The 25,640-nt window shown below is 68.1% G+C and carries 25 protein-coding genes; 15 read left to right on the top strand and 10 right to left on the bottom strand.

Annotation, left to right across the window (positions count from 1 at the left end):
- Positions 1–8: 8 nt before the first annotated feature.
- The 6 genes from ACFCV3_RS04090 to ACFCV3_RS04065 form a co-directional block, all read right to left on the bottom strand.
- A complete protein-coding gene (locus tag ACFCV3_RS04090) occupies positions 9–227 on the bottom strand; it encodes a hypothetical protein (protein ID WP_376025901.1) in 219 nt (72 codons plus the stop codon).
- Between the two features lie 79 nt (positions 228–306).
- Entirely contained in the window at positions 307–1,404 is a 1,098-nt protein-coding gene (locus tag ACFCV3_RS04085) for a sulfite oxidase (protein ID WP_376025900.1), read from the bottom strand.
- Positions 1,405–1,429: 25 nt separating this feature from the next.
- The gene (locus ACFCV3_RS04080) at positions 1,430–2,038 is read right to left on the bottom strand and encodes a response regulator (RefSeq protein WP_376025898.1); all 609 of its coding nucleotides are present in this window, start codon (positions 2,036–2,038) and stop codon (positions 1,430–1,432) included.
- Positions 2,035–3,153, bottom strand: coding sequence for a sensor histidine kinase (locus ACFCV3_RS04075; RefSeq protein ID WP_376025896.1), 1,119 nt, complete (start codon positions 3,151–3,153; stop codon positions 2,035–2,037). The genes ACFCV3_RS04080 and ACFCV3_RS04075 overlap by 4 nt, the downstream gene beginning before the upstream one ends.
- Positions 3,154–3,171: 18 nt before the next feature.
- Positions 3,172–3,906, bottom strand: coding sequence for an ABC transporter permease (locus tag ACFCV3_RS04070; protein ID WP_376025895.1), 735 nt, complete (start codon positions 3,904–3,906; stop codon positions 3,172–3,174).
- On the bottom strand, positions 3,903–4,817 hold the full coding sequence (locus tag ACFCV3_RS04065) for an ABC transporter ATP-binding protein (RefSeq protein WP_376025893.1): 915 nt from the start codon (positions 4,815–4,817) through the stop codon (positions 3,903–3,905). The genes ACFCV3_RS04070 and ACFCV3_RS04065 overlap by 4 nt, the downstream gene beginning before the upstream one ends.
- Before the next feature lie 432 nt (positions 4,818–5,249).
- Between ACFCV3_RS04065 and ACFCV3_RS04060 the strand changes: the two genes are divergently transcribed.
- Positions 5,250–6,986: a heparinase II/III family protein gene (locus ACFCV3_RS04060; RefSeq protein ID WP_376025891.1), complete on the top strand. Its 1,737-nt coding sequence runs from the start codon at positions 5,250–5,252 to the stop codon at positions 6,984–6,986.
- 19 nt (positions 6,987–7,005) lie between these two features.
- Here ACFCV3_RS04060 and ACFCV3_RS04055 read toward each other — a convergent pair whose 3' ends face one another.
- Positions 7,006–8,400 carry a glycosyl hydrolase family 18 protein gene (locus ACFCV3_RS04055; protein WP_376025889.1) on the bottom strand — a complete coding sequence of 465 codons (1,395 nt, stop codon included), beginning with the start codon at positions 8,398–8,400 and terminating at the stop codon, positions 7,006–7,008.
- A 239-nt stretch (positions 8,401–8,639) separates the two neighbouring features.
- Positions 8,640–9,266 carry a TetR/AcrR family transcriptional regulator gene (locus ACFCV3_RS04050; protein ID WP_376025887.1) on the bottom strand — a complete coding sequence of 209 codons (627 nt, stop codon included), beginning with the start codon at positions 9,264–9,266 and terminating at the stop codon, positions 8,640–8,642.
- 64 nt (positions 9,267–9,330) lie between these two features.
- On the opposite strand from ACFCV3_RS04050, the gene ACFCV3_RS04045 reads away from it, so the two are divergent.
- From ACFCV3_RS04045 to ACFCV3_RS04025, 5 genes are all read left to right on the top strand, one after another.
- Entirely contained in the window at positions 9,331–10,785 is a 1,455-nt protein-coding gene (locus ACFCV3_RS04045; protein WP_376025885.1) for a flavin-containing monooxygenase, read from the top strand.
- Positions 10,786–10,836: 51 nt separating this feature from the next.
- Positions 10,837–12,144, top strand: coding sequence for a hypothetical protein (locus tag ACFCV3_RS04040; RefSeq protein WP_376025884.1), 1,308 nt, complete (start codon positions 10,837–10,839; stop codon positions 12,142–12,144).
- Positions 12,141–12,299: a hypothetical protein gene (locus tag ACFCV3_RS04035; RefSeq protein WP_376025882.1), complete on the top strand. Its 159-nt coding sequence runs from the start codon at positions 12,141–12,143 to the stop codon at positions 12,297–12,299. The genes ACFCV3_RS04040 and ACFCV3_RS04035 overlap by 4 nt, the downstream gene beginning before the upstream one ends.
- A 122-nt stretch (positions 12,300–12,421) precedes the next feature.
- Positions 12,422–13,012 (top strand): hypothetical protein, encoded by a 591-nt coding sequence (locus tag ACFCV3_RS04030; protein ID WP_376025880.1) that lies wholly within the window; start codon positions 12,422–12,424, stop codon positions 13,010–13,012.
- 82 nt (positions 13,013–13,094) lie between these two features.
- Positions 13,095–13,712, top strand: coding sequence for a hypothetical protein (locus ACFCV3_RS04025; RefSeq protein ID WP_376025878.1), 618 nt, complete (start codon positions 13,095–13,097; stop codon positions 13,710–13,712).
- 53 nt (positions 13,713–13,765) lie between these two features.
- Here the strand turns inward: ACFCV3_RS04025 and ACFCV3_RS04020 are convergent, their stop codons facing one another.
- Positions 13,766–14,512, bottom strand: coding sequence for a MerR family transcriptional regulator (locus ACFCV3_RS04020; RefSeq protein ID WP_376025876.1), 747 nt, complete (start codon positions 14,510–14,512; stop codon positions 13,766–13,768).
- Between the two features lie 85 nt (positions 14,513–14,597).
- Between ACFCV3_RS04020 and ACFCV3_RS04015 the strand changes: the two genes are divergently transcribed.
- From ACFCV3_RS04015 to ACFCV3_RS03985, 7 genes are all read left to right on the top strand, one after another.
- Positions 14,598–16,421: a hypothetical protein gene (locus ACFCV3_RS04015; protein WP_376025874.1), complete on the top strand. Its 1,824-nt coding sequence runs from the start codon at positions 14,598–14,600 to the stop codon at positions 16,419–16,421.
- A gap of 11 nt (positions 16,422–16,432) precedes the next feature.
- Positions 16,433–17,329 carry an alpha/beta fold hydrolase gene (locus ACFCV3_RS04010; RefSeq protein WP_376025872.1) on the top strand — a complete coding sequence of 299 codons (897 nt, stop codon included), beginning with the start codon at positions 16,433–16,435 and terminating at the stop codon, positions 17,327–17,329.
- On the top strand, positions 17,233–17,532 hold the full coding sequence (locus tag ACFCV3_RS04005; RefSeq protein ID WP_376026447.1) for an alpha/beta fold hydrolase: 300 nt from the start codon (positions 17,233–17,235) through the stop codon (positions 17,530–17,532). The genes ACFCV3_RS04010 and ACFCV3_RS04005 overlap by 97 nt, the downstream gene beginning before the upstream one ends.
- A gap of 170 nt (positions 17,533–17,702) precedes the next feature.
- Positions 17,703–18,845, top strand: a complete 1,143-nt coding sequence (locus tag ACFCV3_RS04000) for a CaiB/BaiF CoA transferase family protein (RefSeq protein ID WP_376025870.1) — start codon at positions 17,703–17,705, stop codon at positions 18,843–18,845.
- A 251-nt stretch (positions 18,846–19,096) separates the two neighbouring features.
- The gene (locus tag ACFCV3_RS03995; RefSeq protein WP_376025868.1) at positions 19,097–20,644 is read left to right on the top strand and encodes a sugar ABC transporter ATP-binding protein; all 1,548 of its coding nucleotides are present in this window, start codon (positions 19,097–19,099) and stop codon (positions 20,642–20,644) included.
- On the top strand, positions 20,641–21,630 hold the full coding sequence (locus tag ACFCV3_RS03990) for an ABC transporter permease (RefSeq protein ID WP_376025866.1): 990 nt from the start codon (positions 20,641–20,643) through the stop codon (positions 21,628–21,630). Before ACFCV3_RS03995 ends, ACFCV3_RS03990 begins: the two co-directional genes overlap by 4 nt.
- Positions 21,631–21,643: 13 nt before the next feature.
- Positions 21,644–22,645 carry a substrate-binding domain-containing protein gene (locus tag ACFCV3_RS03985; RefSeq protein ID WP_376025865.1) on the top strand — a complete coding sequence of 334 codons (1,002 nt, stop codon included), beginning with the start codon at positions 21,644–21,646 and terminating at the stop codon, positions 22,643–22,645.
- Positions 22,646–22,744: 99 nt separating this feature from the next.
- On the opposite strand, the gene ACFCV3_RS03980 is transcribed toward ACFCV3_RS03985, so the two are convergent.
- Positions 22,745–23,722, bottom strand: a complete 978-nt coding sequence (locus ACFCV3_RS03980; RefSeq protein ID WP_376025863.1) for a LacI family DNA-binding transcriptional regulator — start codon at positions 23,720–23,722, stop codon at positions 22,745–22,747.
- 104 nt (positions 23,723–23,826) lie between these two features.
- Here ACFCV3_RS03980 and ACFCV3_RS03975 point away from each other — a divergent pair, with 104 nt between their 5' ends.
- Positions 23,827–25,257 (top strand): NAD-dependent malic enzyme, encoded by a 1,431-nt coding sequence (locus tag ACFCV3_RS03975; protein ID WP_376025861.1) that lies wholly within the window; start codon positions 23,827–23,829, stop codon positions 25,255–25,257.
- Complete coding sequence (locus ACFCV3_RS03970; protein ID WP_376025860.1) at positions 25,254–25,640, top strand: VanZ family protein; 387 nt, start codon at positions 25,254–25,256, stop codon at positions 25,638–25,640. The genes ACFCV3_RS03975 and ACFCV3_RS03970 overlap by 4 nt, the downstream gene beginning before the upstream one ends.

Here is a 25,640-nt window from a genome sequence, read left to right as displayed (position 1 = left end):
CCGACGCGTCAAGAGGCCTGGTCGTCGCGGGTGGCGGGTTGTCGGCGGCGCATGGCGGCGATTCGGGTGCAGGCGGCGTCGATTGCGGCGCGCTGGCTGGCGTAGGAGCCGCACCACAGGGGGTTGTCGGGTTGTGGGAACAGTCCGTCGTCGATGTCCGCGTACCACTCGTCCGACGTACGGAAGATCCGTGCGTGCAGGTGCAGTTGCTCGTCCGACTCGTTCACCGCATCACTCCTGGAGTGAGAACCGTGTACCTCTCCAGGATGTGACTGCGGTACGCCGGAATCCGCCAGCGACACGCGGTCAGGTGACGAGGACCGTGATCCGCTGTGCGCTGTTGTTGGCGAAGCCGCCGCGGTTCCAGGGAGCCTCGATTGGTTGCTCACGGCCACTGCTGTCGACAGCGCGGACGGTGAGCACGTGCTCGCCCGGAGCGGCCTCCCAGTCGTGGCTGAAAGACCGCCAGGCGAGCGCATCGTTGCTAGCGGCATCGAGTTTGGCGGGGTGCCAGGTGACGCCGGCGTCGGTGCTTACGTCGACCCGCTCGATCGGCGCCCAGCCCGACCAGGCCTTGCCTTCGAGTGTGACGGTGCCTGCGGCAACGAATCGGTGCCGGCTCATGAAGTCCGGGAAGCCAGGTGGGACAAGGAGAGCGCGCGGTTCGATCCGGGTGATCGCGGTCCCGAGCTCGCCGGCCTCCTGGCGGATCCGGTAGGCGACCGCGTTCTGGAAACCGTCGAACTCGTGGTCGATCAGCTCGATCGATCGCAGCCACTTCACGCTGGCCATCCCGTACCAGCCCGGTACGACGAGGCGCAGCGGATACCCGTGTTGCGGCGGCAGCGGATCGCCGTTCATCTCCCACGCGATGATCGCCCCGGAGTCCATTGCCTCGCCGAGTGACAGGCCGCGCTGGTAGTCCTGCTCGACCCCGCGCTCGACACCGTGATCCGCGCCGGTGAAGACGACGTCGACGGCATCCGACCGGATCCCCGCATTCTGCAGCAGGTCGGAGAGCAGCACGCCGGTCCATTCCGCCGTACCGACTGCTTCGTTCAGCCACGGCTGGCTGATCGGCCGCGGCTGCAAGGACGCCCGCCCGTTGCCTGCGCACTCCAACGTCACCCGCACGGTTCGACGCCCCATCGCGCGCAACTCGGTCAGCCCGAACGACATCGGTTGCTCGACGCATCCGTTGACCTCCAGCCGCCAGGTCGCGTCGTTCCCCGCTGGGATGTCGTAATGCACCAGCACGTAGTGCAGTCCGGCCGGCGTCACGTCGTACCGCAATGCCTCCAGCGGAATCCCATGGTTACGCGCCGCCAGCTGCAGCTCGTCACCCGTGATCCCCTCACCGGTATCCGCCAGCCGCCCCCGCACACTGAACTGCTCGATCGACATACTTCACCCTAGGACGGTAAATCCCTCAGAGCCAGCCGTTGTCGAGGGCGATGCGGGCGGCTTCGGCGCGGGTACGGGCGCCGGTCTTCCCGATGGCGGCGGAGAGGTGGTTGCGGACGGTGCCTTCGGAGAGGTGGAGTTCCTTGGCGATGTCGGCGACAGTGCCGCCTTCGCGGGCTGCTCGCAGTACGTCGGACTCGCGACCCGTCAGCGGGCTCGTCCCGGCCACGAGGGTCTCAGCGGCGAGCGATGGATCGACCACGCGCAGTCCCTGGTGCACCCGCCGTACGGCGTCGGCCAGCTGAGCGGCAGGGGTGTCTTTGACGACGAACCCCGCAGCTCCGGCCTCCATCGCGCGCCGGAGGTAGCCGGGCCGGCCGAAGGTGGTCACCATCAGGATGCGAACACCCGGTACGGCGGCCCGCAGCGCGGCCGCGGCCTCGATCCCGTCGAGCCCGGGCATCTCCACGTCCAGCAGCGCGACATCCGGCGTACTGGCTTTGGCGGCGGCGATCACCTCGTCACCACGCCCGACCTGGGAAACCACCTCGAGATCCGGTTCGAGCTCCAGCAAGGCAGCGAGGGCCCCGCGGACCAAGGCCTGGTCGTCGGCGATCAACAGTCGAATACTCACACGCCTACCTTTACAGCTAGGCGGAAGCCGCCGTCGGGGGACTGGCCGACCTGGAGAGCGGCGCCGGCTTGGTCGGCTCGTTCGCGGAGGCCCATCAGGCCGTGGCCGGAGGTGCTGCCACCGGGGCCTTTGCCGTCGTCGCGGACCTCGATCTGGCGGGCGGAGAGTTTGATCGTGCAGCGCTTGGCGCCGGAGTGCCGGATGACGTTGGTGACACCTTCGCGGACCACCCAGGCGAAGAGTTCGCGGTTCTCCTCCGGGACCTCGTCCATGGTGGTCGGGAGGTCGGCCTTGATCTCGGCCGCCTGCAACGCGGTCCGGGCCGAGACCAGCTCGCCGGCCAGGCTCAGCTCGCGGTAGCCGGCGACGGCGGCGCGGACATCGCCGAGCGCGGCCCGGGCGAGGCTCTCGACATCGGCGACCTCGGCCGCCGCCTTCTCCGGGTTGACCTGGATCAGCCGTCCGGCCAGCTCTGCCTTCACAGTGATCACGGTCAGGGAGTGGCCGAGGATGTCGTGCAGGTCGCGAGCGAACCGGTTCCGCTCCTCCTGGACGGCGAGCTCGGCCATGTCCTTGCGGGCCCGATCCAGCTCGGAGCCGCGCTGGACCGCTCGGCGCATGGCCAGGACGGCGATGCCACCGAGGAAGATCGCGAACCCGTAGCTACTGTCGTCCGACCAGCCGGGGACCACTCGCATCGACAGCTCCACACCGCCGAGGAGCAGCAGGACGATCAGCACGCTGAGGCGCAGGTCCAGCGAGAGCACCGCGGTCGCGGCGATATAGACCATGCAGGTGAGCGCGGTCTCACCCGCGGTCAGGGTCAGGAGCAGCGCCAGGCCCAGCATCACGGCCAGATAGCCGAGTCGCTGCCACAACGGCGATTTGTCCGGCCGGAACTCCTGCCAGCGCAGGATGCCGAAGAAGCCGACGTACGAGAGACCGAAGGCGGCGAGGTTCAGCAGGCCGAGCAGCCGGGTGATCCCGTGCTGGGTCTGCCAGATCTCGGTCAGTGGCTGGGCCAGATAGACCAGCCAGACGGCGACCGCGAGCCAACCCCACCGGCTGGGCGGCCGGTCGTTCTCGGCCAGCGCGGCCGGCAGGGTTCGCTTCATGAAGCTCACGGTATGCGATCAGGCCCGCGCGGTGTCGGCGCGGAACCGGCGCAAGGCGATGAAGCCGAGCACGACGGTCCAGGCGAGGACCACCAGCAGCGCCTGGGTATCGACCCCGCCCGCGGTCAGGGCGCTCCGCGAGGTCAGTCCGGTCCAGTACGCCGGGGTCAGCTGCGCGATGTGCTTCATCACCGACGGCATCTGCTCGACCGGGAACCACAGTCCACCGAACGCCGCGATCAGCATGGTCGCCAGTCCGGTGATCGGCTGCACGCTGTCCGGCTTGGCGACGTACCCGATGACGAGCCCGATCGCGGCGAACGGCAGGGCACCGAGCCAGGAGACGAGCGCGACCGTGATCCACTGGCCGGCCCCGAGGTGGACATCGCCGACGGTCATCCCGAAGAGGAAGACCACCAGCAGCGGCGGTACGGCGACCAGCAGCGACAGGATCACCTTGCTGATCACGTAGGCCTGTGGCTTCAGTGGAGTCAGCCGCAGTGTCCGGTTCCAGCCGCCGTCGCGTTCGGCCGCGATCACGCCGCCGCTGCTCATCGCGGCGGACATCGAACCGAACATCGCCATACTGACCATCACGTAGGCGATCGCGGAGATCCCGCCCTCGGACGCGTCCTTGGGGAGGTTCAGGCCGAAGACCGCGAACAGCACCAGGGGCATCAGGATCGCGAAGATCATCACCCGCTTGTTCCGCAGGGTGCGGCGGATGTCGAACATCAGGTAGTTGCGGTTCATGCCAGGCTCCCCTCCCCTTGAGACACTGTCTGAGCGCTGATCGCGAGTACGGCGTCCTCGAGGTCGGCCGACGTCACTTCGATGTCGTGGGCGTTGGTGCTGGTGAGCAGGTAGCGCAGGGTGTCGTCGGAGTCCGCGCACTGCAGCAGCACGACGTCACCGCGGGTCTCGACCGTGCGGACACCCGGCAGCGACGCGAGGGTCGTCAGGTCCGCGCCGGGCACGGTGGCCCGGATGGTCCGGCCGGAGACGCTCGCCTTGATCTGTGTAGCGGTGCCGTCGGCAACGACTTTCCCGTTGCGCATCAGGACCACGCGGTCGGCGTACGAGTCGGCCTCTTCGAGGTAGTGGGTGGCGAACAGGACGGTTCGGCCGCGGGCGGTCTCGGCGTGCATCGACGCCCAGAAGTCGCGTCGGGACTCGACATCCATGCCGGTCGTGGGTTCGTCCAGCACGATCAGATCGGGCTGCGGGATGATCGCCATCGCGAACCGCACCCGCTGCTGCTGACCGCCGGACAGAGCTTTCATCTTGCGGTCGTACAGGTCGGCGATCCCGGCCCGGTCGAGCGCTTCGTGGACCGGCATCGGCTTGCTGTGCAGGCCGGCCACCAGGTTCAGCAGTTCGCCGACCTTGGCGTCCTCGATGATCCCGCCGCTCTGCAGCATCACCCCGACCTGCCCCTTGGCGATCGCCTCCTCCGGAGACCCGCCGTACACCTGCACGCTGCCTTGGTCCGGCCGTACCAGTCCGAGCAGCATCTCGATCGTGGTCGACTTGCCGGCCCCGTTCGGCCCCAGCAGTGCGACGACCTCACCGGCCCGGATACTCAGATCCACCCCAGCGACAGCCTGCACCGCCCCGTACTTCTTGGTCACGCCCATCAGGCTGACCGCAGTAGTTGTCGTCATACCAAGAAGCTTCCTGCCGCGGCCTCTGCCATCCCTCGGCCACTCGTCACCACCCGCCCATGACATCCGTCAGCCGCCACCCAGGGTCGCCACTCAGGGTCCCGCTCGGGGGTGGTGCAGTCGGTAAGGACACGTAGAGGTGCTGCATTCGGGCCTGCGCATCGGCGCGGTGCGCTCAGCGGGCAGCGCGTGTGTGGACTACTACGTGTCCTTCCCGACGGGGGAACGCCTGGTTCCGGATCGTTAGCTCCGTGCAACGGTTCGCTTCCGCCGACCCGTTTTGCCTGCACGGCGGCGGATGCGGAGGCGACGGCGATGGGCGTACGGGCGAAGCATGTTGGGCTGGGCGTGGCGATCGTGATGGTCTGTGGAACTGCGGTGGTGCTGCCCCGGGTGCTGGCGCAATCCGAGCCTGGTAAGAGAATTGGGGCGATGGTGGGGCCTGAGATCGTGATGTCGGCGCCGGCGGTGGGCACGCCGGGGTATCCGTGTCAGGGGTTCAGCGGGATCGAGAAGAAGGTGCCGCTGACCGCGTTGATGACCGACACCTTTGCCTGGGGCAACACTGCGCCGTACCAGGTGGGAGACGGAGCCGGCGATATCAGGTGGGACTCCGATCCCTATCAGAACCTGAGTTGGCACCTGTGGCTGCATTCGCTGCGCTGGCTGGGGAACGGCGTTCATGCGATCAAGGCCGGTGACCCGAAGGCGACCGAGCGGGTACTGACGATCGTGCAGGACTGGGTGCGGGACAACCCGTTCTCGTGGAAGCGCAACACGAGTGCGTCGGAATCGACGATGCATCGGACGAATGTGCTGATCTGTGTGCGGCAGTCGCTACTGACACAGCTGAAGGCCAAGACGCTACCGCCGCAGTACAAGTGGCTCGACGATGCGCTGCTGACGCACGCCCGGTACCTGATCGACAACTGGAGCGGTGCGCACAACCACGGGACCGATCAGAGCATCGCGCTCCTCGGCGTGGGATGCACGTACGGGCGGACCGACCTGATGAAGCTCGCTGCCCAGCGCCTGAACAAGGCGGTGCGGACGGCGATCGACGAGCAGGGGTCGACCAACGAACAGGCGGTCGGGTACGCCGACTTCAACTATCGGCTCTGGGGACGCGCCGCGGATCGCTTGCGGGACTGTGGAGTGGACCCCGGGCCGGCGATCGCGAATCGCCGGCGGGCACTCGGGGAGTGGCTGGCCACGGCGACCACCTCGAGCGGATACCTGCATCAGATCGGCAACACCGGTCAGCAGAAACTGCCCAACGTCCCCGGTACGCCGATGGAGTACGTCGCGACCCAGGGCAAGAAGGGAACCAAGCCACGGGCCCGAACCGCGATCTACAAGGCGGGCTACGTGTTCGGGCGAACGGGCTGGGGTGAGAAGCGGCCGTTCGCCGAGGAGTCGACGTACTCGATCCGCTTCGGTCCCGCGCGCAAATGGCACGGTCACCAGGACCACACAGCGGTCACCTACAACTGGAAGGGTCACGACATCCTGATCGACCCCGGGTACGGCGGTCATCAGGCGGATGCCCGGCAGGAGTGGGCCAAGGGGCCGGCCGCGCACAACCAAATGACGATCCCGACCGCCACGGCCAAGAGCCCGGTCACGCGCCTGGTGCGATCAGCCAGTACGTCGAACGCGGACTACTTCGGGTTGTCCGACCAGCCCGCCGAGGGCGTCGACCGGACCCGGGATGTGCTGGTCCTCAAGGATCCTGACCTGGTCATCACGCTGGACCGTGGGCAGTCGAGCAACCCGCAGCGGTACGAGACGCTGTGGCATCTGCCGCCGGGACAGCAGGTCGCTGTCCAGTCGCCGACGACCGCCGTGGCCGCCAAGCCCGGCGACACCTTCCGGACCCATCTCTTCCACATTCCGATCGGCGGCGAGTCCGGGACCACCACAGTCGAAGAGGGGACCAAGAGTCCGCCGCAGGGCTGGTTCTTCAAGGACATCTTCACGGTGTCGCCGGCACCGGTCGTCAAGTTCACGCACACCGGGCAGAACGCCCGGATCCTCTCCGCCGTCGTGCCTGCGGCGGTGGCGGACCAGGTCAGTTACACGATCCGGGAGGCGGGCGCCGACGCCGTACTCGATCTCGTCGTCGGCGCCCAGCGGTCAGCATCAAGATCGCCCCGGACGGGCGGCTGACCCGCTTGCCCTGAGCCGATCAGGCCGGGAGGGTCCAGATCTGGTTGGCGGTTGCTGCGCAGTCCCAGATCTGCAGGCGGGTGCCGTCGGCCGAGCTCTGGCCGGTCGCGTCGAGGCACTTGCCGGAGTTCGGGTTGCGGAGGTTGCCGTTGCTCTGGGCCTGCCAGGTCTGGGCGCCGGTGCCGTTGCAGTCGTACAGCTGGGTGACGGTGCCGTTGGCGGTACCGGCCGCGGCGACGTCCAGGCACTTGCCGAGGGCACGGATCGTGCCGTCGGTGCTGACCGTCCAGGTCTGGCCGGCGCCAGTGCCACAACCCCAGAGCTGTACGGCGGTGCCGTTCGCGCTGTTGCCGCCGGCAACGTCTACGCACTTGCCGGCGATGCCCTTGATCTGACCGGTCTTACCGGTCGGCGGGTTCTGGGTGCCGCCGGCCGCGTCGAAGATGGCGCTGAGCAGCGAGAGGCTGCCGGTGGCGTCCTGGGACAGCTCCCAGTTCATGATGCCGCCGGCGTTCGCGACCGCCCACTGGGTCTTGCGCTTGATGGTCGGGATGCCGTTGTAACACTGCTGACCGCCGTTGTTGTAGCAGTCCACGTTCGCGTTGTTCGGGTTCTGCGCGACGATGTCCTTGTAGGCGACGTAGGTCGGCCGGCTGTAGAACGGAACGCCGAGCACGGTCTTGGCCTTCGGCAGGCCGCGGTTCTTCCAGAAGTTCGCAGCGCCGATCGACCAGTCGTAGTTGGCGTGCGGGCTACCGCCGTCGTACGCCATGATGTTCAGCCAGTCGACGGCGTTGAAGACGGCCGGCTGGACGCCGTTCGCCGTACCGCCCTCGGAGACGACGGCCGCGGTGAGCAACTTGCCGTTGTTGTGCAACGTGGTGCTCAGCTGCTGCATCAGCAGCGTGAAGCGATCGCCCGAGACACCCGGATCCGGGTACTCCCAGTCGATGTCGACACCGTCCAGGTTGTACTGGTTGATGGCGCCCATGACGGCGTTCACGAAGGTGGTCCGGGAACCGGAGTTCGCGGCCAGCTGCTCGAACGCGGAGTCGTTGCCGTTGTTCCAGCCACCGATGGCCAGCGACACCTTGACGCCGTTCTGGTGCGCGAGGCTGACCAGCTGGTTCAGCTTCCCGGGGTCGGGGATGGCCTGCAGTGAACCGTTGGAGTTCGGCAGCGCGAACGAGTAGTTGATGTGGGTGAGCTTGCTGTACTGGATCGCGGTGACGCTGCCCGACCAGGACGGCATGTAACCGACACTCTTGAATCCGGGTGGCAAGGCCTCGGCCGCGGTGGTGGCCGCCGGCGCGGCCTCGGCCTCCGGTGCGGAGACGGTGCTGCCGATCAGCCCGGCCGTGCCGGTGACCAGGGCGAGGGCGGCAATCGCAAGGCGACTTCGGGAAAACTTCATGGGGGCGGTGTCCTTTCGGAGGGACCCCCGGGCAGCAGCCAGCGAACGGTCGACTCGGCACCTTCCGGGGGCGGTTGTTGCGAAGGCGAAGATAAGTAAAGATCTGACCGAAGTGCCGTTAGTTTCCTGCGTCAACCCAGTCGCGTCAAGGCGTCACGACATCCGAGAATGCGCATTCTCACCGCCCCCGGAAAACCTCGCTGGGAAAGCGGTACCGGGTTAGGACAACGCTTGCCGGGTCAGCTTTTGCTGAGGGTTTGGAGGCCCTGCCAGAGGAGGTCCTTGAGGGTTCGGGCGACCTTTTGCGGGGTGGGGGGATTCGGGGTGCGGGTGCGCCAGATGGCGAGGCGCTCGGTGGCGCCGGAGATGGAGTGGGCGAGGATCTCGATCTCGTCGTCGTCCGTCGGGCGAGTGGGTGGGAGGTTCAGGCGGACCATCGCGGCGATCAGTTCGACGAAGGCGTTGCGGACCTCGTCGGTGGTGGCGGCCATCGGGCCGGTGGCGAGCATGCCTTCGTCGATCAGGACTGACCAGGCCTGCGGGTGCTCGTCGAGGAACTGGAACCAGGCCACGAAGCCGGCGTAGAGCGCGTCCTCGGCATCGGTCGCGGCCATCACGGCGTCCGAGACGGTCTCCAGGAGCTGGGCGCGGAGGCGGGCCAGGCAGGCGAGGAAGAGGCCGTCCTTGGAGCCGTAGTACTGGTAGATCAGCGGTTTCGAGACTCCGACCGCGGCGGCGACGTCGTCCATCGAGGTGCCCTGGTAGCCGCGTTCGCCGAAGATCCGCTCGGCGGCGGCGAGGATCTCGCGCTCGCGGGCGGCTCGGTCGCGACGGCGCTTCGGGGGCTGCTCAGTGGTGGACGTCACTTGCACAGCGTAACTGACTCCGAGTAACTTACTAAGAGTAAGTTCGTCCACAGGGAGGTCTGCGATGGAGAACAAGCACCGGATCGTGGTGATCGGCACCGGGTTCGCGGGGATCGGGATGGCGGTCCGCCTGAAGCAGGCCGGGTACGACGACTTCGTCGTACTGGAGCGGGCGAACGACGTCGGTGGCACCTGGCGGGACAACACCTACCCGGGCTGCCGCTGCGACGTACCGTCCCATCTGTACTCGTTCTCCTTCGCGCCGAACCCGGAGTGGTCGTCGACGTTCTCCCCGCAGCCCGAGATCGAGCAGTACCTCCGCGACGTCACCGATCGGTACGACGTTCGCCGGCACATCCGGTTCGGTCACACCGTCGAGTCCGCGAACTGGGAGGACGGCGAGTGGCGGATCCGCACCGACCAGGGTGATTTCGTCGCCCGGTTCATGCTGTCCGGGATGGGTCCGCTGGCCGAGCCGTCGGTCCCGAAGCTGCCCGGGATCGAGGACTTCGAGGGCGAGGTCTTCCACTCCGCGCGCTGGAACCACGATCTCGATCTGGCCGGCCGCAAGGTCGCCGTGATCGGCACCGGTGCGTCGGCGATCCAGTTCGTCCCGGCGATCCAGCCCGAGGTCGAGGAGCTGCACCTGTTCCAGCGGACGCCGCCGTGGGTGATGCCGCGGCCGGATCGCAAGATCAGCGCGGCCGAAAAGGCGATCTACCGCCGGTTCCCCCTTGTGCAGAAGGCGGTTCGGGCCGCGATCTACTGGGGTCGCGAGTCGATGGTGCTCGGCTTCGCCAAGCTGCCCGCGATCATGAAGCAGGCGCAGAAGGTCGCCGAGAAGCATCTCCAGCATCAGATCCGCGACCCGAAGCTGCGTGCCAAGGTGACGCCGGACTTCACCCTCGGCTGCAAGCGCGTCCTGATCTCCGACGACTACTACCCGGCCCTCGCTCGCCCGAACGTCGACGTGATCACCGACGGCGTCGCCGAGGTGACCCCGACCGGCATCGTCGACAGCGCGGGCGTGAAGCACGAGGTCGACACGATCATCTACGGCACCGGTTTCCGCGTCACCGACCTCCCGGTGATGGACATGGTGCACGGCCGCGATGGGCTCTTGCTCCGCGACGCGTGGTCGGACGGCATGGAGGCCCACCTCGGTACGGCGGTCTCCGGCTTCCCGAACTTCTTCCTGCTGATCGGCCCGAACACCGGCCTCGGCCACAGCTCGATGGTCTTCATGATCGAGTCCCAGATCGCCTACATCCTGGACGCGCTGCAAACGATCGACGCGCAGGGCCTGCGGGAGGTCGAGGTCCGGCCGGAGGTGCAGCGGGCGTTCGTCGACGGCGTCCGGGCCTCGATGAAGAACACCATCTGGACCCGGGGTGGCTGCACGAGCTGGTACCTCGACGCGCAGGGTCGCAACACCACGCTCTGGCCGTCATTCACCTTCCGGTTCCGGCAGCTCACCCGGCGCTTCGATGCGGACGAATACCGGACCCTCGCTATGTGACATCGTGCGTGTTACATTCGATCAGTCAGATAGCTGATCGGAGGGGCCGCCGTGCTGGACCTGCTGGTACCGCTGCACGGGATCGGCGGTCGCGGAGACCTGCCGGTGCCGCTCTGGCTGGCGATCTACTCGGCCGGTGCCGCGGTGGCCGTTTCGTTCTTCGCGCTCGCGGCCTTCTGGTCACGCCCGCGCTTCGAGACCACCGGCGGTACGGCGCTCGCCCGGCTGACCCGTCTCGTCGATGCCCGCCTGGTGCGCTGGTCGCTCAAGTTGGCCGGCCTCCTGGCGCTCGGGCTGCTGATCGGTGCGGCCTGGTTCGGCAGTGACTCTCCCGCGGAGAATCCCGCGCCGACCTGGCTATATGTGTGGATCTGGGTCGGCATCATCCCGCTGTCCCTGCTGTTCGGCCCGATCTGGCGGCTCGCCAATCCACTGCGCACGATCGCGAGCCTGGTACGGCGTACGTCGTACCGGCGTCTTCCCGACCGGATCGCCTACTGGCCGGCGGTTGCCGGGCTCGCCGGGTTCCTCTGGCTGGAACTCGTCTATCCGGACGCCTCCGAACCGATCGTGGTCGCAGCCTTCGTCACGGTCTACGCGGTGGTGAATGTTGCCGCAGGCATCGTTTACGGGCCGGCGTGGTTCGGGATCGGCGATGCCTTCGAGGTGTACGCCGAAATCCTGGCGCGGCTGAGTCCGCTCGGTCGCGGGGCCGACGGCCGACTGGTGATCCGCAACCCGTTGGCCGGGCTGGCCACCATGCCGCAGCGGCCGGGGATCGTCGCGTTGCTCTGCCTGCTGCTTGGTTCGACTGCGTTCGACGGGATCTCGCGTTGGTCGGCCTGGACCAGCCGCACCGCCGAGCTGAACCATGTCGTTGTTTACACCGGGGGCTTGATTGTCGCGGTGGCGATCGTGACCGCGCTCTTCGTGCTTGCCGCTCGGGCCACCGGTACGGCGGACATCCGGCCGGGGGCGGTCGGGGAAGCCGGGCTGCCCGGAGCGTTCGTGCACTCGCTGGTCCCGATCGCGATCGGGTATGCGGTCGCGCACTACTTCTCGTTCGCGATGTTCCAGGGGCAGGAAGGTGTGCTGCTCGCGACCGATCCGTTCGGGCGCGGCTGGGATCTGCTCGGTACCAGCGGGATGCGGATTGATTACGCATTCCTCGGTACCGGGGTGATCGCCGGCGTACAGATCGGTGCGATCGTGCTCGGACACGTACTCGGGGTCGTGTCCGCGCACGATCGTGCGGCCGGTCTGTTCCGGCGGCGGCAACTCCGGCAGGCGCAGTACCCGATGCTGGCGGCAATGGTCGCCTTCACCGCCGGCGGGATTGCGCTGGTGACAGCCTCATGATCGTGCTGCACATGGGCGGCATCCCGGAGACCGCGATGGTGCTCGGACCGATCCTGCTGATCATCGCCTTCCTGCGCATCGCCCGCAGGAACGAAGCCGCACCAGGCGACGACGACGACTGGGACGCCGACCTGGGCGACCTCCCGTCGAGGTAGAACGACCGCGCATCGGCCGGCTGATTGCCCGAAGGTGCCGACCCGCGGCCTAGCTCCAACCGCCGAGGTGGTGCAGCCGTCTGTCCTTCCACAAGTCGCCAACACTTTGGGGGAGTAGACCAATGCGAAAGATCATCAGCGGTGTCGCGGCAACGATCGCGGCCGGCGGAGTCGTGCTCGGCGGGGTCGCGCTGCACAGCAATGCCGGCACGACGCAGACGACCACCCAGCAGGTTCCGGCGGTGAAGTTCGTGAAGCGCGACTTCGACTGCTTCGCGCATGTCGGTTGCACGGCGAGTGCACAGTTGCCGAGTGCCTGGAAGCAGGTGAACCTTGCGAAGTACCGGACCCGCTTCGCCGACAAGGCGAATCAGACCGCCACGTTCAACACCAGCTACGGCGCCAAGGTGTCGACCGCGCAGGCGATGAAGAACAAGCAGGTGGCGCTCAAGGGCACCCGCGGTCTGCGCATCGTCAGCACCGCGACGACCAAGCTGAAGTCGACCTCGGGTCAAGGCCCGCTGACCGTCAGCACGATCGTCTACACCTACCAGAGCGGCAAGACCACCCGCTGGGTCGCCACTCGCTACATCGGCACCTGGGGCTACCCCGACGCCGCCATCGAGCTGACCGTGGCCGGCTCCCCGAAGAACTCCAAGTTCCTCGGCACTGTGCTGCTCAAGGCAACCACCTCGGTCGAGACTCGCGGTTGACGGCAACTATTCCGCCGGTGGCTGCGTCTGGTTCCGTGCCGGGGTCCACAACGGGCCCGGCGCGGAGCTTTGAGGGGTTCACATGCAGAAGAAGCGTTTCGCCGTACTGGCCGGGGTGGGGGCCACGCTGGGGGCGGCCGGTCTGGTGCTGGCGACGATGCTGCCGAGCTCGGCGGACATTTCCGGCGAGCAGACGACCACGAAGGTCGAGGCGACGAGTGCGGTCACCTACACCTGGCGCAACTTCGAGTGCTGGAAGCCGAAGGAGTGCCACGCTTCCGCCGTACTGCCGAAGACCTGGAAGGCTGTCGACCAGGGTGACAGCAAGACCGCGTTCCAGGATCCGACGGCGAACAGGATGATCAGGTTCAACCTGTCGCTCGGGGACAAGGCTCCGACCACCGTGGTCGCCGGCCAGCGAAAGGTCGCCGCGCTCAAGGGGACGCCCGGGCTGAAGATCCAGAACGTCTACACGACGACGATGCAGTCGAACAACAACCAGGGCAAGATCACCCTCACCACCGTCGTCTACACCTACCGGAGCGGCACGACCACCCGCTGGGTCGCCACCCGCTACTTCGGCCAGCACGGCAGCAACCAGGCCGAGCGCGAGATCACCGTCGGCGGCGCCCCCACCGACTACAAACTCCTCGGCACCGCCCTCCTGAAGGCCACCCAGTCCTTCGCCCTCGCCGGCTGAGCGACTCCACCGAAGCCCGGGCAGCCCACCAGGCTGCCCGGGCTTCGGCATGCTCAGCCCGTGGAGGGGAGTTGTTTGGGGGCTACGCCTAGTTCTTCGTAGGCGACCAGTTCTATTTCGCGGCCCATGGCTTCGCGGAAGGCGGCGACCAGGGCTTGGCCGGCGAGGGGGATGATGCCTTCGAGGGTGCGCTGGATCTCGGGCCAGCCGTCGGGGGGTAGGCCGGCGTCGGCGAACTGGCGCCAGACGGTGCTGCGGAAGAGTTCGACGTACACCTTGGCGACGGCGTCGGCGTGGTCGAAGAGCTTGGGGAGCATGACGAGGATGGCGTCCAGGGGGACGCCGAGTTTGATCACCTCGAGGCCGGTGCGGAGCAGGTCCGGGTTCGGGATCCGGAGGCGGTCGCCGTCCTCGCGTTCGGCGATGCCGAGCTCGATCAGTTTGTCGATGGTGGCGGGGTCGTGCGGGATGCCGGCGCGGTCGGCGAGCTGTTGTTCGGTGATGACCTCGGGCTCGGTCGGGGTCCAGGGGTTCACCAGGGTCTCGAAGACGCCGAGAGCCATCGCGCCGTCGGGCAGGTCGCTGAGCATCCGCTCGACGGCGGCCAGGGTGTAGCCCTTGTCGAGCAGTTCGCGGACCAGCGTGAGTCGCGCCACGTGGTCCTGGCCGTAGTAGCCCGTGCGGCCGACCAGCCGGGGCGGCGGGATCAGTCCACGCCCGGCGTACGCCCGGACATTGCGCACCGTCATGCCCACCTTGGCGGCGAGCTGGTCGACCGTGAGCTCCTCGTCTCGTTCCACTCTTGACAGTCTTCCAGATCGGACGTTACATGGAAGATGTAACATCTGCCATGGCGCATGCTTGATGTCCCGAAGGAGCTCCACGATGGCGATCCCCTTGGCCACGACCGGTACGGCGACGTTCGATCAGATCGCGATCGTGACCGGCGTGGTGGGACTGCTGTACGTCGCGCTGGCCGTCTTCCTGTGGCGGGAGCGGACCGGGCGCGTCACGCTCGTCGGCAGGCTCGCGGACACCATCGGGAGGCTGGACGGAGTCCCCCGGTGGGCCGCACTGTCGCCATATCTCCATGTCGTGTCGCTGCTCGCCTGCGCCTTCGGCGTCTGGTGGGATATCGCCGTCCACATCGACAAGGGGCGCGACACCGGCCCGTTCGGTACGCCGGCGCACTATCCGATCTTCTTCGGCATCCTCGGTGTGATCGTGACCGGCGTGCTGCCGATCGCGCTCGCCGGGAAGCCGCTGCCGGCCCGGACGATCAAGCTCACCAAAAGCTGGCGGATCCCGTGCAGCGCCGCGCTGATCCTGTTCTGCGGCACGTTCGCGCTGATCGGCTTCCCGCTCGACGACACCTGGCACCGGCTCTTCGGTGAGGATGTCACGCTCTGGGGCCCGACCCACCTGCTGATGATCGGCGGCGTGGTCTTCTCGATCTTCGCCCGGCTGCTGGCGGTCGCCGAGGTCGAGCAGCTGATGGGGATGAACAAGCGCCGCCTCTTCCAGGAGGTCGCGTCGGTCGGCGCGCTGCTGATCGCCTGGGACCTGTTCAGCACCGAGTTCAACTACGGCGTACCGCAGTTCCCGCTGATCCTGCACCCGCTGCTGATCGCCTTCGGCGCGGCGATGGCCTTTACCATCCTGCGCGCCCGCCGCGGCCCCGGGATCACCTTCGGCGCGCTCGCGATCTTCCTGATCGTCCGCGGCATCATCGCCTGGGCGGTGGATCAGCCGCTCGGCGAGATCCTCGGCCACTTCCCGCTGCTGATCGTCGAGGCGATCCTGGTCGAGGCCGTGGCCCTTGTCCTCGGCAACAAGAACCGCTTCCGTCTCGGCCTGGTCGCCGGTGCCCTGATCGGGACCGTCGGCGTGATCGCCGAGTACGCGTGGAGTCAGGTCTGGATGCCGATCGCCTGGCCGTCGTCGATCCTCCCGTCGGCCCTCGGGTACGGCGTCGTGGTCGGGGCCGGTGCGGGTCTGGTCGGCGCTTGGCTGGCCACCCGGTACGCCGAAGTCGCGGGCGAGAAGCGGGCTACCGACGTACGGAGCACGCGGCCGGAGGCCGTTCGCCGTACCCATCAGCTCGGCGCGGTCGGGCTGGTCGCGGTCGTTGGAATCATCTTCTTCTGTGTACCGCGGTCGGCCGAGCCGGGCGTGACCGGGACGGTGTCGTTGGAGCGGGTCGCCACTGGGGCCGAGCCGACCGCGTACGTCACGGTCAAGCTCGACCCGGCCACCGCGGCCGACGATGCGCGCTGGTTCGAGGCGCTCTCGTGGCAGGGTGGTGGGATGGTCCTGCATCCGATGCAGAAGGTTGCTGATGGCACCTATCGGTCCGCGGACGCGCTGCCGATGTACGGCAAGTGGAAGTCGATGATCCGGCTGCACACCGGCCAGCGCGACCTGACCGCGATGTGGGTCTACGCACCCGAAGACGCGGCGATCGAGAAGCCCGCGATCGAGGTGTCCAACGGTCAGACCGTTGCCTTCGTCAACGAGCAGGAGACGTTGCGTCGCGAAGAGCGCACCGACGTGCCACGATGGATGTGGAACGGCGGCTACGCCCTGCTGGGTGTGGTCGGTCTACTGGAGATCGCCGGTATCGCCTGGCTGGTCGGGCGCGGCGCCCGTGGTGGGCGGCTGCGCGCGGCTCATCTGGCGGCCGGTGAGCGGGAACGGGAGACTGCGTGACGATCCAGGGTGTGTCTGATTTCGGGCGACTGGGTGTAACGACAACCGACGGCATTCATCTGAACGTCGAGACCACCGGACCGGCCGACGCGCCGGTCACGGTGCTGCTGGTGCACGGGTGGACGTGTTCGACCCGCGCCTGGCACCACCAGGTCGACGATCTGCCGCGGATTCTCGGGGCGAACGCCGTACGGGTGGTGACCTACGACCACCGTGGTCACGGGCGGTCGGATGCGGCACCGCCGGGATCGCTGCGGATCGAGCAGTTGGCCGATGACTTGGTGACCGTGCTCGACGAGGTCGTCGGTGACGGTCCGGTCGTGTACGCCGGGCACTCGATGGGCGGGATGACGTTGATGGAGCTGGCCGACAAGCGGCCGGATCTGTTCGGTACGCGGATCAAGGCGGCGGCGCTGGTCAGTACGTCGTCCGGTCAGGCGGCTCGGGGTGCTTTCGGTATCCCGGTGCGCTTCGAGCCGGCCGCCGTACGGATCGCGCCGCGCGTCGCTGCCGTGGTCGGCACGCGAGTGGACCGCCGCGCCGAGCGACTGGCGTCCGCGGCCGCTGCTGCTGCGGATACCGCTGTGGTCGCTGCCGAAGGGGTAGCTTCTGCAGTCGCTGACGCTGCTGGACGTGCGGCGACGACTGCCGCCGGCGCCGTCGAAGGTGTGGCGGTGAGTGCCAGTGGAGCCGCGGGACGAGTTGTCGGCGGGCGTGAGATGGCCCGTGCCGCCCGGGCAACGTGGCCGCGCTGTTGCAACGTCCCGCGCTGCGGCAGGTCGTGTTCGGGAAGAAGGTCGACCCGGCCGAGATCGCGATCTTCCAGCAAGGACTCGCGCTGCTGCCCGGAGCGTCGTACAGCGGCTTCTTCGAGGCGATCCTGCAGCATGACCGCGCCCACGCCCTGAAGGTGCTGGACCAGATCCCGGTCGAGGTCATGCACGGCACCCGCGACCGCCTCCTCCCGCCGCGACACGCGAACCGGATCGCCGCCGAGCTCCCGAGCGCCCGCCTCTGGATGTACCCCGGCGCCGGCCACATGCTCCCCCAGGAACGCCCCCGCGACGTAACCCACCGCCTCGCCTCCCTAGCCCGCAAAGCCCTCGCCTGACCCCAGCAATTTCGCTGGCTAGGCACTCAAATCGGGGGTTCTACACCCTTAACCACGGTGCGGAACCCCCAAGTGCGGTGCCTAGCCAGGCAAATTGGGCGGGGGCGCTCGGCTGAGGGGTCAGTCTCATTTCGCGCCGCTGTGTCGGGCGGAGCTCTAGGGTCGGGGGTATGCAGCTGCTCTCGGATGTTGTTGTGGTGGATCTGACTCGGGCGCTGGCCGGGCCGCATGCGGGGATGATGCTCGGGGATCTCGGGGCCCGGGTGATCAAGGTCGAGACGCCGGCCGGTGGGGACGACAGCCGGGGGTGGGGGCCGCCGTTCCTGGACGGGGAGTCGACGTACTTTCTGTCGGCGAACCGGAACAAGGAGTCGGTGACTGCGGACCTCAAGTCCGACGAGGGCAAGGAGTTCCTGACCAGGCTCGTGCGGAAGGCCGACATCCTGCTGGAGAACTTCCGGCCCGGGGTGCTGGATCGGCTCGGGTTCTCGGTCGAGCGGTTGCATGAGCTGAACCCGGGGCTGATCGTGGTGTCGATCACCGGGTTCGGGCATGACGGGCCGGAGGGCGGCCGGGCCGGGTACGACCAGATCGCGCAGGGCGAAGGCGGTCTGATGAGCGTCACCGGTGACGCCGAACCGACGAAGGTCGGTGTCCCGATCGCCGATCTGCTGGCCGGCATGTACGGCGCTTATGGCGCGCTGGCCGCGTTGCACGAGCGCTCGGTGACCGGGAAGGGCCGAGTGGTTCGGACGAGCCTGCTGGCCGCGATGGTCGGAGTGCACGCGTTCCACGGGACGAAATGGACGGTCGCCGGACAGGTGCCCGGGCGGGTCGGCAATCACCATGCGCAGATCGCGCCGTACGGGATGTTCCGGACGGCGGACGACAGTGTGCAGGTGGCCGTCGGGAGCGAAGGGCAGTGGCGGACGTTCGCGCCGATCGTCGGGCTGGATCCGGCCGACCCGCGGTTCGCGACGAATGCGGAGCGGGTCGGGAACCGGGATGAGCTGATCGCGGTGATCGAGGCGGCGTTCGCGGCGGCGCCGGCCGACAAGTGGCTGGAAACGCTGGCTGCGCAGGGGATTCCGGCCGGCAAGGTGCGTGACATCCAGCAGGTGTACGAGTGGGACCAGACCTTGTCGCAGGGACTGCTGATCGACGTCGAGCACCCGACGCTGGGCTCGATCCAGCTCCCCGGCCCGCCGCTCCGCTTCGACGACCAGCCGTATGCCGGTGCCCGCGAAACCAACCTCGCCCCGCCGCGGTTGGGCGAGCACGACGAGTCCGTCCGGGCGTGGCTCGAGCAGTAGGCCCGGACCTGCAGGCCATCACAACTGCCGCGCCGCGGGGCGCGTAGGCGGGGGATGACCCGCGCGGCACCAATTGTGATGGCCTGGGCGTCCGGCCCTATTCCATCCAGATCGAAAAGCTCCCGCCTGCTCAGTCCCCCGACGAAGCTGGGTCACGGTTCGGGCGTGCCGGTCGGTGAGGGGTTGACGGGCTGCGACGGTGCGGCATAGCGTCCGGGAAATCGATTACTGACCCCGACGGCGGAGGCCCCATGAGCGGGAACGCTGCCCTGGTCCGGATGGAACGGATCGGGAAGCGGTACGGCGGTGTGCAGGCGTGCCGGGCGGTGGATTTCACCCTCGGCGCGGGTGAGGTGCATGCGCTGCTCGGGGAGAACGGCGCGGGCAAGTCGACGCTGATGAAGATCCTGTCCGGTGATGTCACCGACTTCGACGGGCAGATCGAGATCGACGGGACACCGGTGTCGTTCGGTGGGCCGACCGACGCGCAGGCGGCCGGGATCGCGATGATCCACCAGGAGCTCGACCTCGTCCCCGGACTCTCCGTCGCCGACAACATCTTCCTCGGCCGCGAACTGCGCACCCCGCTACGAACCGTCGACCGCCGCCGGATGGACCGCGAGGCGCGCGCTCTGCTCGAACGCAGTGGCGTCCGGATCGACCCGCGCCGCCCGGTCGGCGACCTGCGGGTCGGTGAGCAGCAGCTCGTCACGATCGCCAAGGCGATCTCGCTCGACGCCCGGGTGCTGATCATGGACGAACCGACCTCGGCCCTGACCACCACCGAGGTCGAGCGGCTCTTCGAGGTCATCCGCGAACTCCGCCGGGCCGGTGTCGGCATCGTCTACATCTCGCACCGGATGGAGGAGATCGCCCAGGTCGCCGACCGCGCGACCGTCCTTCGCAACGGTGAGATCGTGACCAGCTTCGACCCACGCAAACTCAGTACGGCGGAGGTTGTCGAGGCGATGGTCGGCCGCCCGGTGCAGACCATGTTCACCACCCCCGACACCGACACCGGCGACGAACTGCTCCGCGTCGACGACCTCAAGCTGACCGCCCGCCGCCCGCGACCCGGCCGCCGCGACCCGGACGGCATCTCGCTCACCGTCCGCGCCGGCGAGATCGTCGGCCTGGCCGGCCTGCTCGGCGCAGGGCGGACCGAACTGCTCGAGACCTTGTACGGCGTCGCTCCGACCGGAACGCGGTCGGGCCGAATCTTCCTGCAGGGTAAGGAGATTCGCCCCCGAAGCCCGCGGCAGGCGCTTGCCCACGGCATCGGTCTCGTCCCCGAAGATCGACGCGCGTCGGGACTCGTGCTGTTCCACTCGATCCTGGCGAACACCGTGCTGTCGAGCCTCCCGGCGTACGGGCGGCTCGGGGTGATCGTGCGCCGTCTTGAGCGGGCGGCGTCCGTGAAGATGGCGGATCGGTTGCGGCTCAAGTTCGGCCGGCTGCAGGACGAGGTGGGGACGCTGTCCGGTGGCAACCAGCAGAAGGTCGTGTTCGGCCGGATGCTGCTGACCGAACCGAAACTGCTCCTGCTCGACGAACCCACCCGCGGTGTCGACGTCGGCGCGAAGGCGGAGATCTACCGCCTGCTGGGCGAACTCGCCGGCCAGGGCCTCGGCGTACTGCTCGCCTCGTCCGAGCTTCCGGAGCTCATCGGCGTCTGCGACCGCGTCGTCGTACTGCGGGACGGTCGGGACGTGGCGTCGTTCAGTACGGCGGACTCGGGTGAAGGTGATCTGTTGGCAGCCGCGATGGGAGAAGCAGCAGTGATCGGAGATGTCCTGTGACCGAGAAGCCTTCGGTGGTGGCGACGCTGTTTCGGTTCCAGAGTGTGTTCGGGCTGCTGGCGGTGTTCGTCGCGGCGATCATCTTCTCGCCCCGCAAGAACGGCGCGATCCTGTTCGTCAGCGCGGACAACCTCGCGAACGTGGTCCGGGCGGTGTCCGAGATCGGGATCATCGCGGTCGGCATGACGTTCGTGATCCTGATCGGCGGTATCGACCTGTCGGTCGGTGCGGTGCTCGGTCTAGCGGCGGTCGGGTCCGCCGTCCTGATGGTCGAGAACGACTGGGGCTTCATACCGTCGGTCCTGCTGGTGCTGGTGATCGGCCTGATCTTCGGAGCGCTGCAGGGCGTCGCGACCGCGATGATCGGGATCCAGTCCTTCATCGTCACCCTCGCCGGTCTGCAGATAGCGCGCGGCCTGGCGCGGATCTGGTCCGGCGGTCAGGGCGTCGCGATCTCGTACGGCGACGGTCCGAACGAAGCGCCGGCCTCGTTCGCACTGCTCGGTGAGCGGACGTTCGGCGGACTGGTCCCGATCCCGGTGCTGATCTTCGCGGTGGTCGCGATCGCGGCCGTGGTCTTCTTGCGGGTCAGCGCGTTCTCCCGGCACCTGTACGCCGTTGGTGGGAACGAGAAGGCCGCCCGGCTGTCCGGCGTACCGGTGGTCCGGGTCAAGATCGCGGTCTTCGCGATCTGCGGTCTGCTGGCGTCGCTGGCCGGCATCGTGCACGCGGTCCAGCTCAACCAGGGCAGCCCGAACGACGGCATCGGCTACGAGCTGGACGCGATCGCCGCGGTGGTGATCGGCGGTACCAGTCTGGCCGGCGGCCGTGGCTCGGTCGCCGGGACGGTCGCCGGTGCGCTGCTACTCGGCGTACTGAACAACATCCTTGCCCTGAACAACATCGACTCGAACATCCAGCTGTTGATCAAGGGTCTCGTGATCGTTGCCGCGGCTGCGCTGCAACGGCTCCGGCCCGCTTCGTGAGGAAGGTTCCCCCATGCGTTCTGTGCAGATTTCACTAGTCGCTGTTGCCGCCTTGGTGCTGGCGAGTTGTGGCACCACCAGCGACCGGACCTCGGACAGCCCGTCGGCCGGTTCGTCGAAGTCCTGCAAGGGGGCCGACGGCAAGTACACGATCGGGATGAGTCAGGCGAACGTCGCCGAGCCGTACCGGCAGCGGATGGACGACGACATCCGGGCGGCGGCCAAGGAGGTGCCGCAGTTCGACGTGAAGTTCGCCGACGCGGCGCAGGACAACGCCAAGCAGGTCGCGGACGTGGACAACTACATCACCCAGCAGATCGACCTGCTGATCATCAGCCCGAACGAGGCGAAGCCGCTGACCGCGGTGGTGAAGAAGGCGTTCGACAAGGGCATCCCGGTGATCGTGCTGGACCGCAAGGTCGAGGGTGATGCGTACACCGGCTTCATCGGTGGCGACAACGTCCAGATCGGGTCCGAGGCCGGCAAGTACGTCGCCGAGAAGCTTCTCCCGAACGGCGGCAGCATCGTGGAGCTGAAGGGACTCGCCGGCGCGACTCCGCAGGCTGAGCGGCACGAGGGCTTCGTGGACGCGATCAAGGGGAACCCCAAGATCAAGATCATCGCGGACGCGAGCGGCGACTGGTTGCGAGAGAAGGGGCAGGCGCAGATGGACGCGCTGCTCAAGGCGAACCCGAAGATCGACGTGGTCTACGCGCACAACGACCCGATGGCCGAGGGCGCGTATCTGGCGGCGAAGGCGGTCGGCCGGGAGAAGGAGATGAAGTTCATCGGTATCGACGCGCTCCCGATCCCGTCCGGCGGTATCAAGGCCGTCGAGCAGGGCCGCCTCAGCGCGACCTTCACGTACCCGACCAACGGCAAGGAAGCGATCACGGCCGCCAAGAAGCTCCTGGTGGACTGCGGCACGATCGACAAGTCCCAGATCCTCCCGACCCGCCTGATCGACAAGGAGAACGCCGCCAAGATCTACGCCGAGGAGAACCCCACCGGCTGAGCTGGCGACGCTAACGACAGGAGGTGTGCGCCGGATTCGGGCCTCGGCGCCCGGGTCCAGGCGTGCGGAGGGGTATACGTAGATACCTACTACCTGTCGTTAGCGGTGGGAACTGGCGCGTTCGATCAGGCGGGCGCCGAGGGTGGTGACGGTGGGCGGGCGGGTGTTGTCGGCGATTCTCGCCAGGAGCAGGCGGGCCGCCTCGGTGCCGATCTCGTACGCCGGTTGGGCGACGACTGTCAGTGGGGGATCCAGCAGCTCGGCCCACGGGGCGTCGTCGAACGCGACCAGGCCGACGTCCCGGCCGGGGCGGAGGTCGAGTTCCCGGAGGGCTTGGAGGACGCCGACGACCATGGCGTTGTTGGCGACGAGCAGGGCGTCCGGCGGATCGGGTTGGGAGAGGAGGCTGACGGCGGCACGGTGGGCCCCGGCGGCCTTGTACTCGGAGCGTCGGACCAGCTTCTTCGTGGTCTTCACGACATCGCGATAGCCGGCCAGGCGGTCGTCGGCGGTCCGGACGCCGGCCGGGCCGGTCAGGCATCCGATCCGTTCGTAGCCTTGGGCAACCAAGTGCTCGGTCGCCTCCGCGGCGGCGAGGCGGGTGTCGACGAGGACCAGGTCGCTGGCGTGATCCGGGAGCGGGCGATCGATGGCGACGTACGCGGTGCCGCGTTCGGTCAGTTTGGTGACCGACGTCGCCGGACCGCTGGGGGAAAGGATGACGCCGGCGACCCGCTCCTGGATCGCGATGTCGATGTACCGGTTCTCCTTCTCGGCGCTCTCGTCGGAGTTGCACAGGACGACCGAGTAGCCGACCTCGTGCGCGATGTCCTCGACACCGCGGGCGATCGCGGTGAAGAACGGGTTCTCCACATCGGAGATGATCAGGGCGACCACGGCCGCCTCCTGACGGCGCAGGTTCCGGGCCGGGCCGTTGGGCTGGTAGCCGAGCTCGGTCGCGGCCTGGCGGACCCGCGCGGCCAGCTCCGGGTCGACGGTCGCCTTCCCGTTCAGTGCTCGTGACACGGTCGCGGTCGAGACCCCCGCCCGCGCGGCCACATCACTGATCGTCGGCACAGTCCGCACCCTAACCGCTCGGGTAATGGATTTCCCAGAGGTCTGCCGTGCACTTTACTTACGGAACCCCGGCGCCTTACCAGTGACATGAGAGGATCACCCGCGTGACTGCCATGCCGAGTGTTTCGTACTCCATCACCGTTCGCCTCGAGGTGCCCGCGGGCGGTTCGACGGTGAGCAAGCTGACGACCGCGGTCGAGCAGGCCGGCGGCCTGGTGACCGCGCTCGACGTGACCGCGTCCGGCCACGAGCGGCTGCGGATCGACGTGACGTGCGCCGCCGCCGACACCGAGCACGCGGGCCGGCTGGTCGAGGCCATGCGCGCCGTACCGGGCGTCGAGATCGGCCGCGTCTCGGACCGGACCTTCCTGATGCACCTCGGCGGGAAGATCTCGATGGAGGCCAAGCACCCGATCCGCAACCGTGACGACCTCTCGATGATCTACACGCCGGGGGTCGCGCGGGTCTGCCTGGCGATCGCAGCGAACCCCGACGACGCCCGCCGGCTGACCATCAAGCGGAACACGGTCGCCGTGGTCACCGACGGCTCGGCCGTGCTCGGCCTGGGCAACATCGGCCCGAAGGCCGCGCTGCCGGTGATGGAGGGCAAGGCCGCGCTGTTCAAGCGGTTCGCCGACATCGACGCCTGGCCGCTCTGCCTGGACACCCAGGACACCGACGCCATCGTCCAGATCGTCAAGGCGATCGCGCCGGGCTTCGCCGGGATCAACCTCGAGGACATCTCCGCGCCGCGCTGTTTCGAGATCGAGGCCCGGCTGCGCGAGGAGCTCGACATCCCGGTCTTCCACGACGACCAGCACGGTACGGCGGTCGTCGTCCTCGGCGCGCTCTACAACGCGCTGCGGGTGGTCGGCAAGGACATCAGCGACGTGAAGATCGTGCTGTCCGGCGCCGGCGCGGCCGGGACGGCGATCCTGAAGCTGCTGATCGCGGCCGGGGTCAAGGACACCTGTGTCGCCGATATCGGCGGCATCATCCACACCGAGCGTGAGGGCCTGTCGCCCGAGCTGCGCTGGATCGCGGAGAACACGAACGCGGCGCAGTACAGCGGTGACCTGAAGGGCGCGCTGGCCGGGGCCGACGTGTTCATCGGGGTCTCGGCACCGAACATCCTGACCGGTGCCGACATCGCGACGATGGCGGAGAAGTCGATCGTGTTCGCGCTGGCGAACCCGACCCCCGAGGTCGACCCGACCGAGGCCGGCGAGCACGCGGCCGTGGTCGCGACCGGCCGCAGCGACTACCCGAACCAGATCAACAACGTGCTGGTCTTCCCGGGCGTCTTCCGCGGCCTGCTCGACGCGCAGTCGTCGAAGGTGTCGATCGAGATGGAGCTGGCCGCCGCGAAGGCGCTGGCCGGGGTCGTCACCGACGACGAGCTGAACGCGACGTACATCGTGCCGAGCGTCTTCCACCCCGAGGTGCACAAGCGCGTAGCGCACGCCGTACGGGAGGCCGCCGGTGGCAAGGCGCCGGCCGCGGAGCTCTTCCCGGACGACTCACCGGTTCTATGACCTCGACGGTTGCGGGGGCGACGGGTACGTCGTTCTCGGTGTGGGCGTGGCGGGTCGCGTTCGTCGCGGCCTGCGCCCTGCAGCTGTACGGCGTGTACTCGCCAGGTGAGCCGGGTCCGTCGGAGCTGTTCCCGGGGGTCGACAAGGTCGCGCACTTCGGCCTGTTCGCCGCGGTGGCGTTCACCGGGCTGAACGTCGGCGTCCCCGCGCGTTGGCTGCTGGCCGTGCTGGCGGCCAACGCGATCGGCAGCGAGCTCGTCCAGCACTACTTCCTGCCGCATCGCGATGGTGACGTCTTCGACGCCCTCGCGGACCTGCTCGGGGTCGCTGCAGGTGCCTGGATGGGGTGGGCCGTGGTGCGCCGAACCGCGCGCACGACATGA

Origin of the sequence: Kribbella sp. NPDC056345, assembly GCF_042262745.1 — a bacterium.
In the GTDB taxonomy this organism is placed as follows: domain Bacteria; phylum Actinomycetota; class Actinomycetes; order Propionibacteriales; family Kribbellaceae; genus Kribbella.
This window is presented reverse-complemented; position numbering and strand designations above follow the sequence as displayed.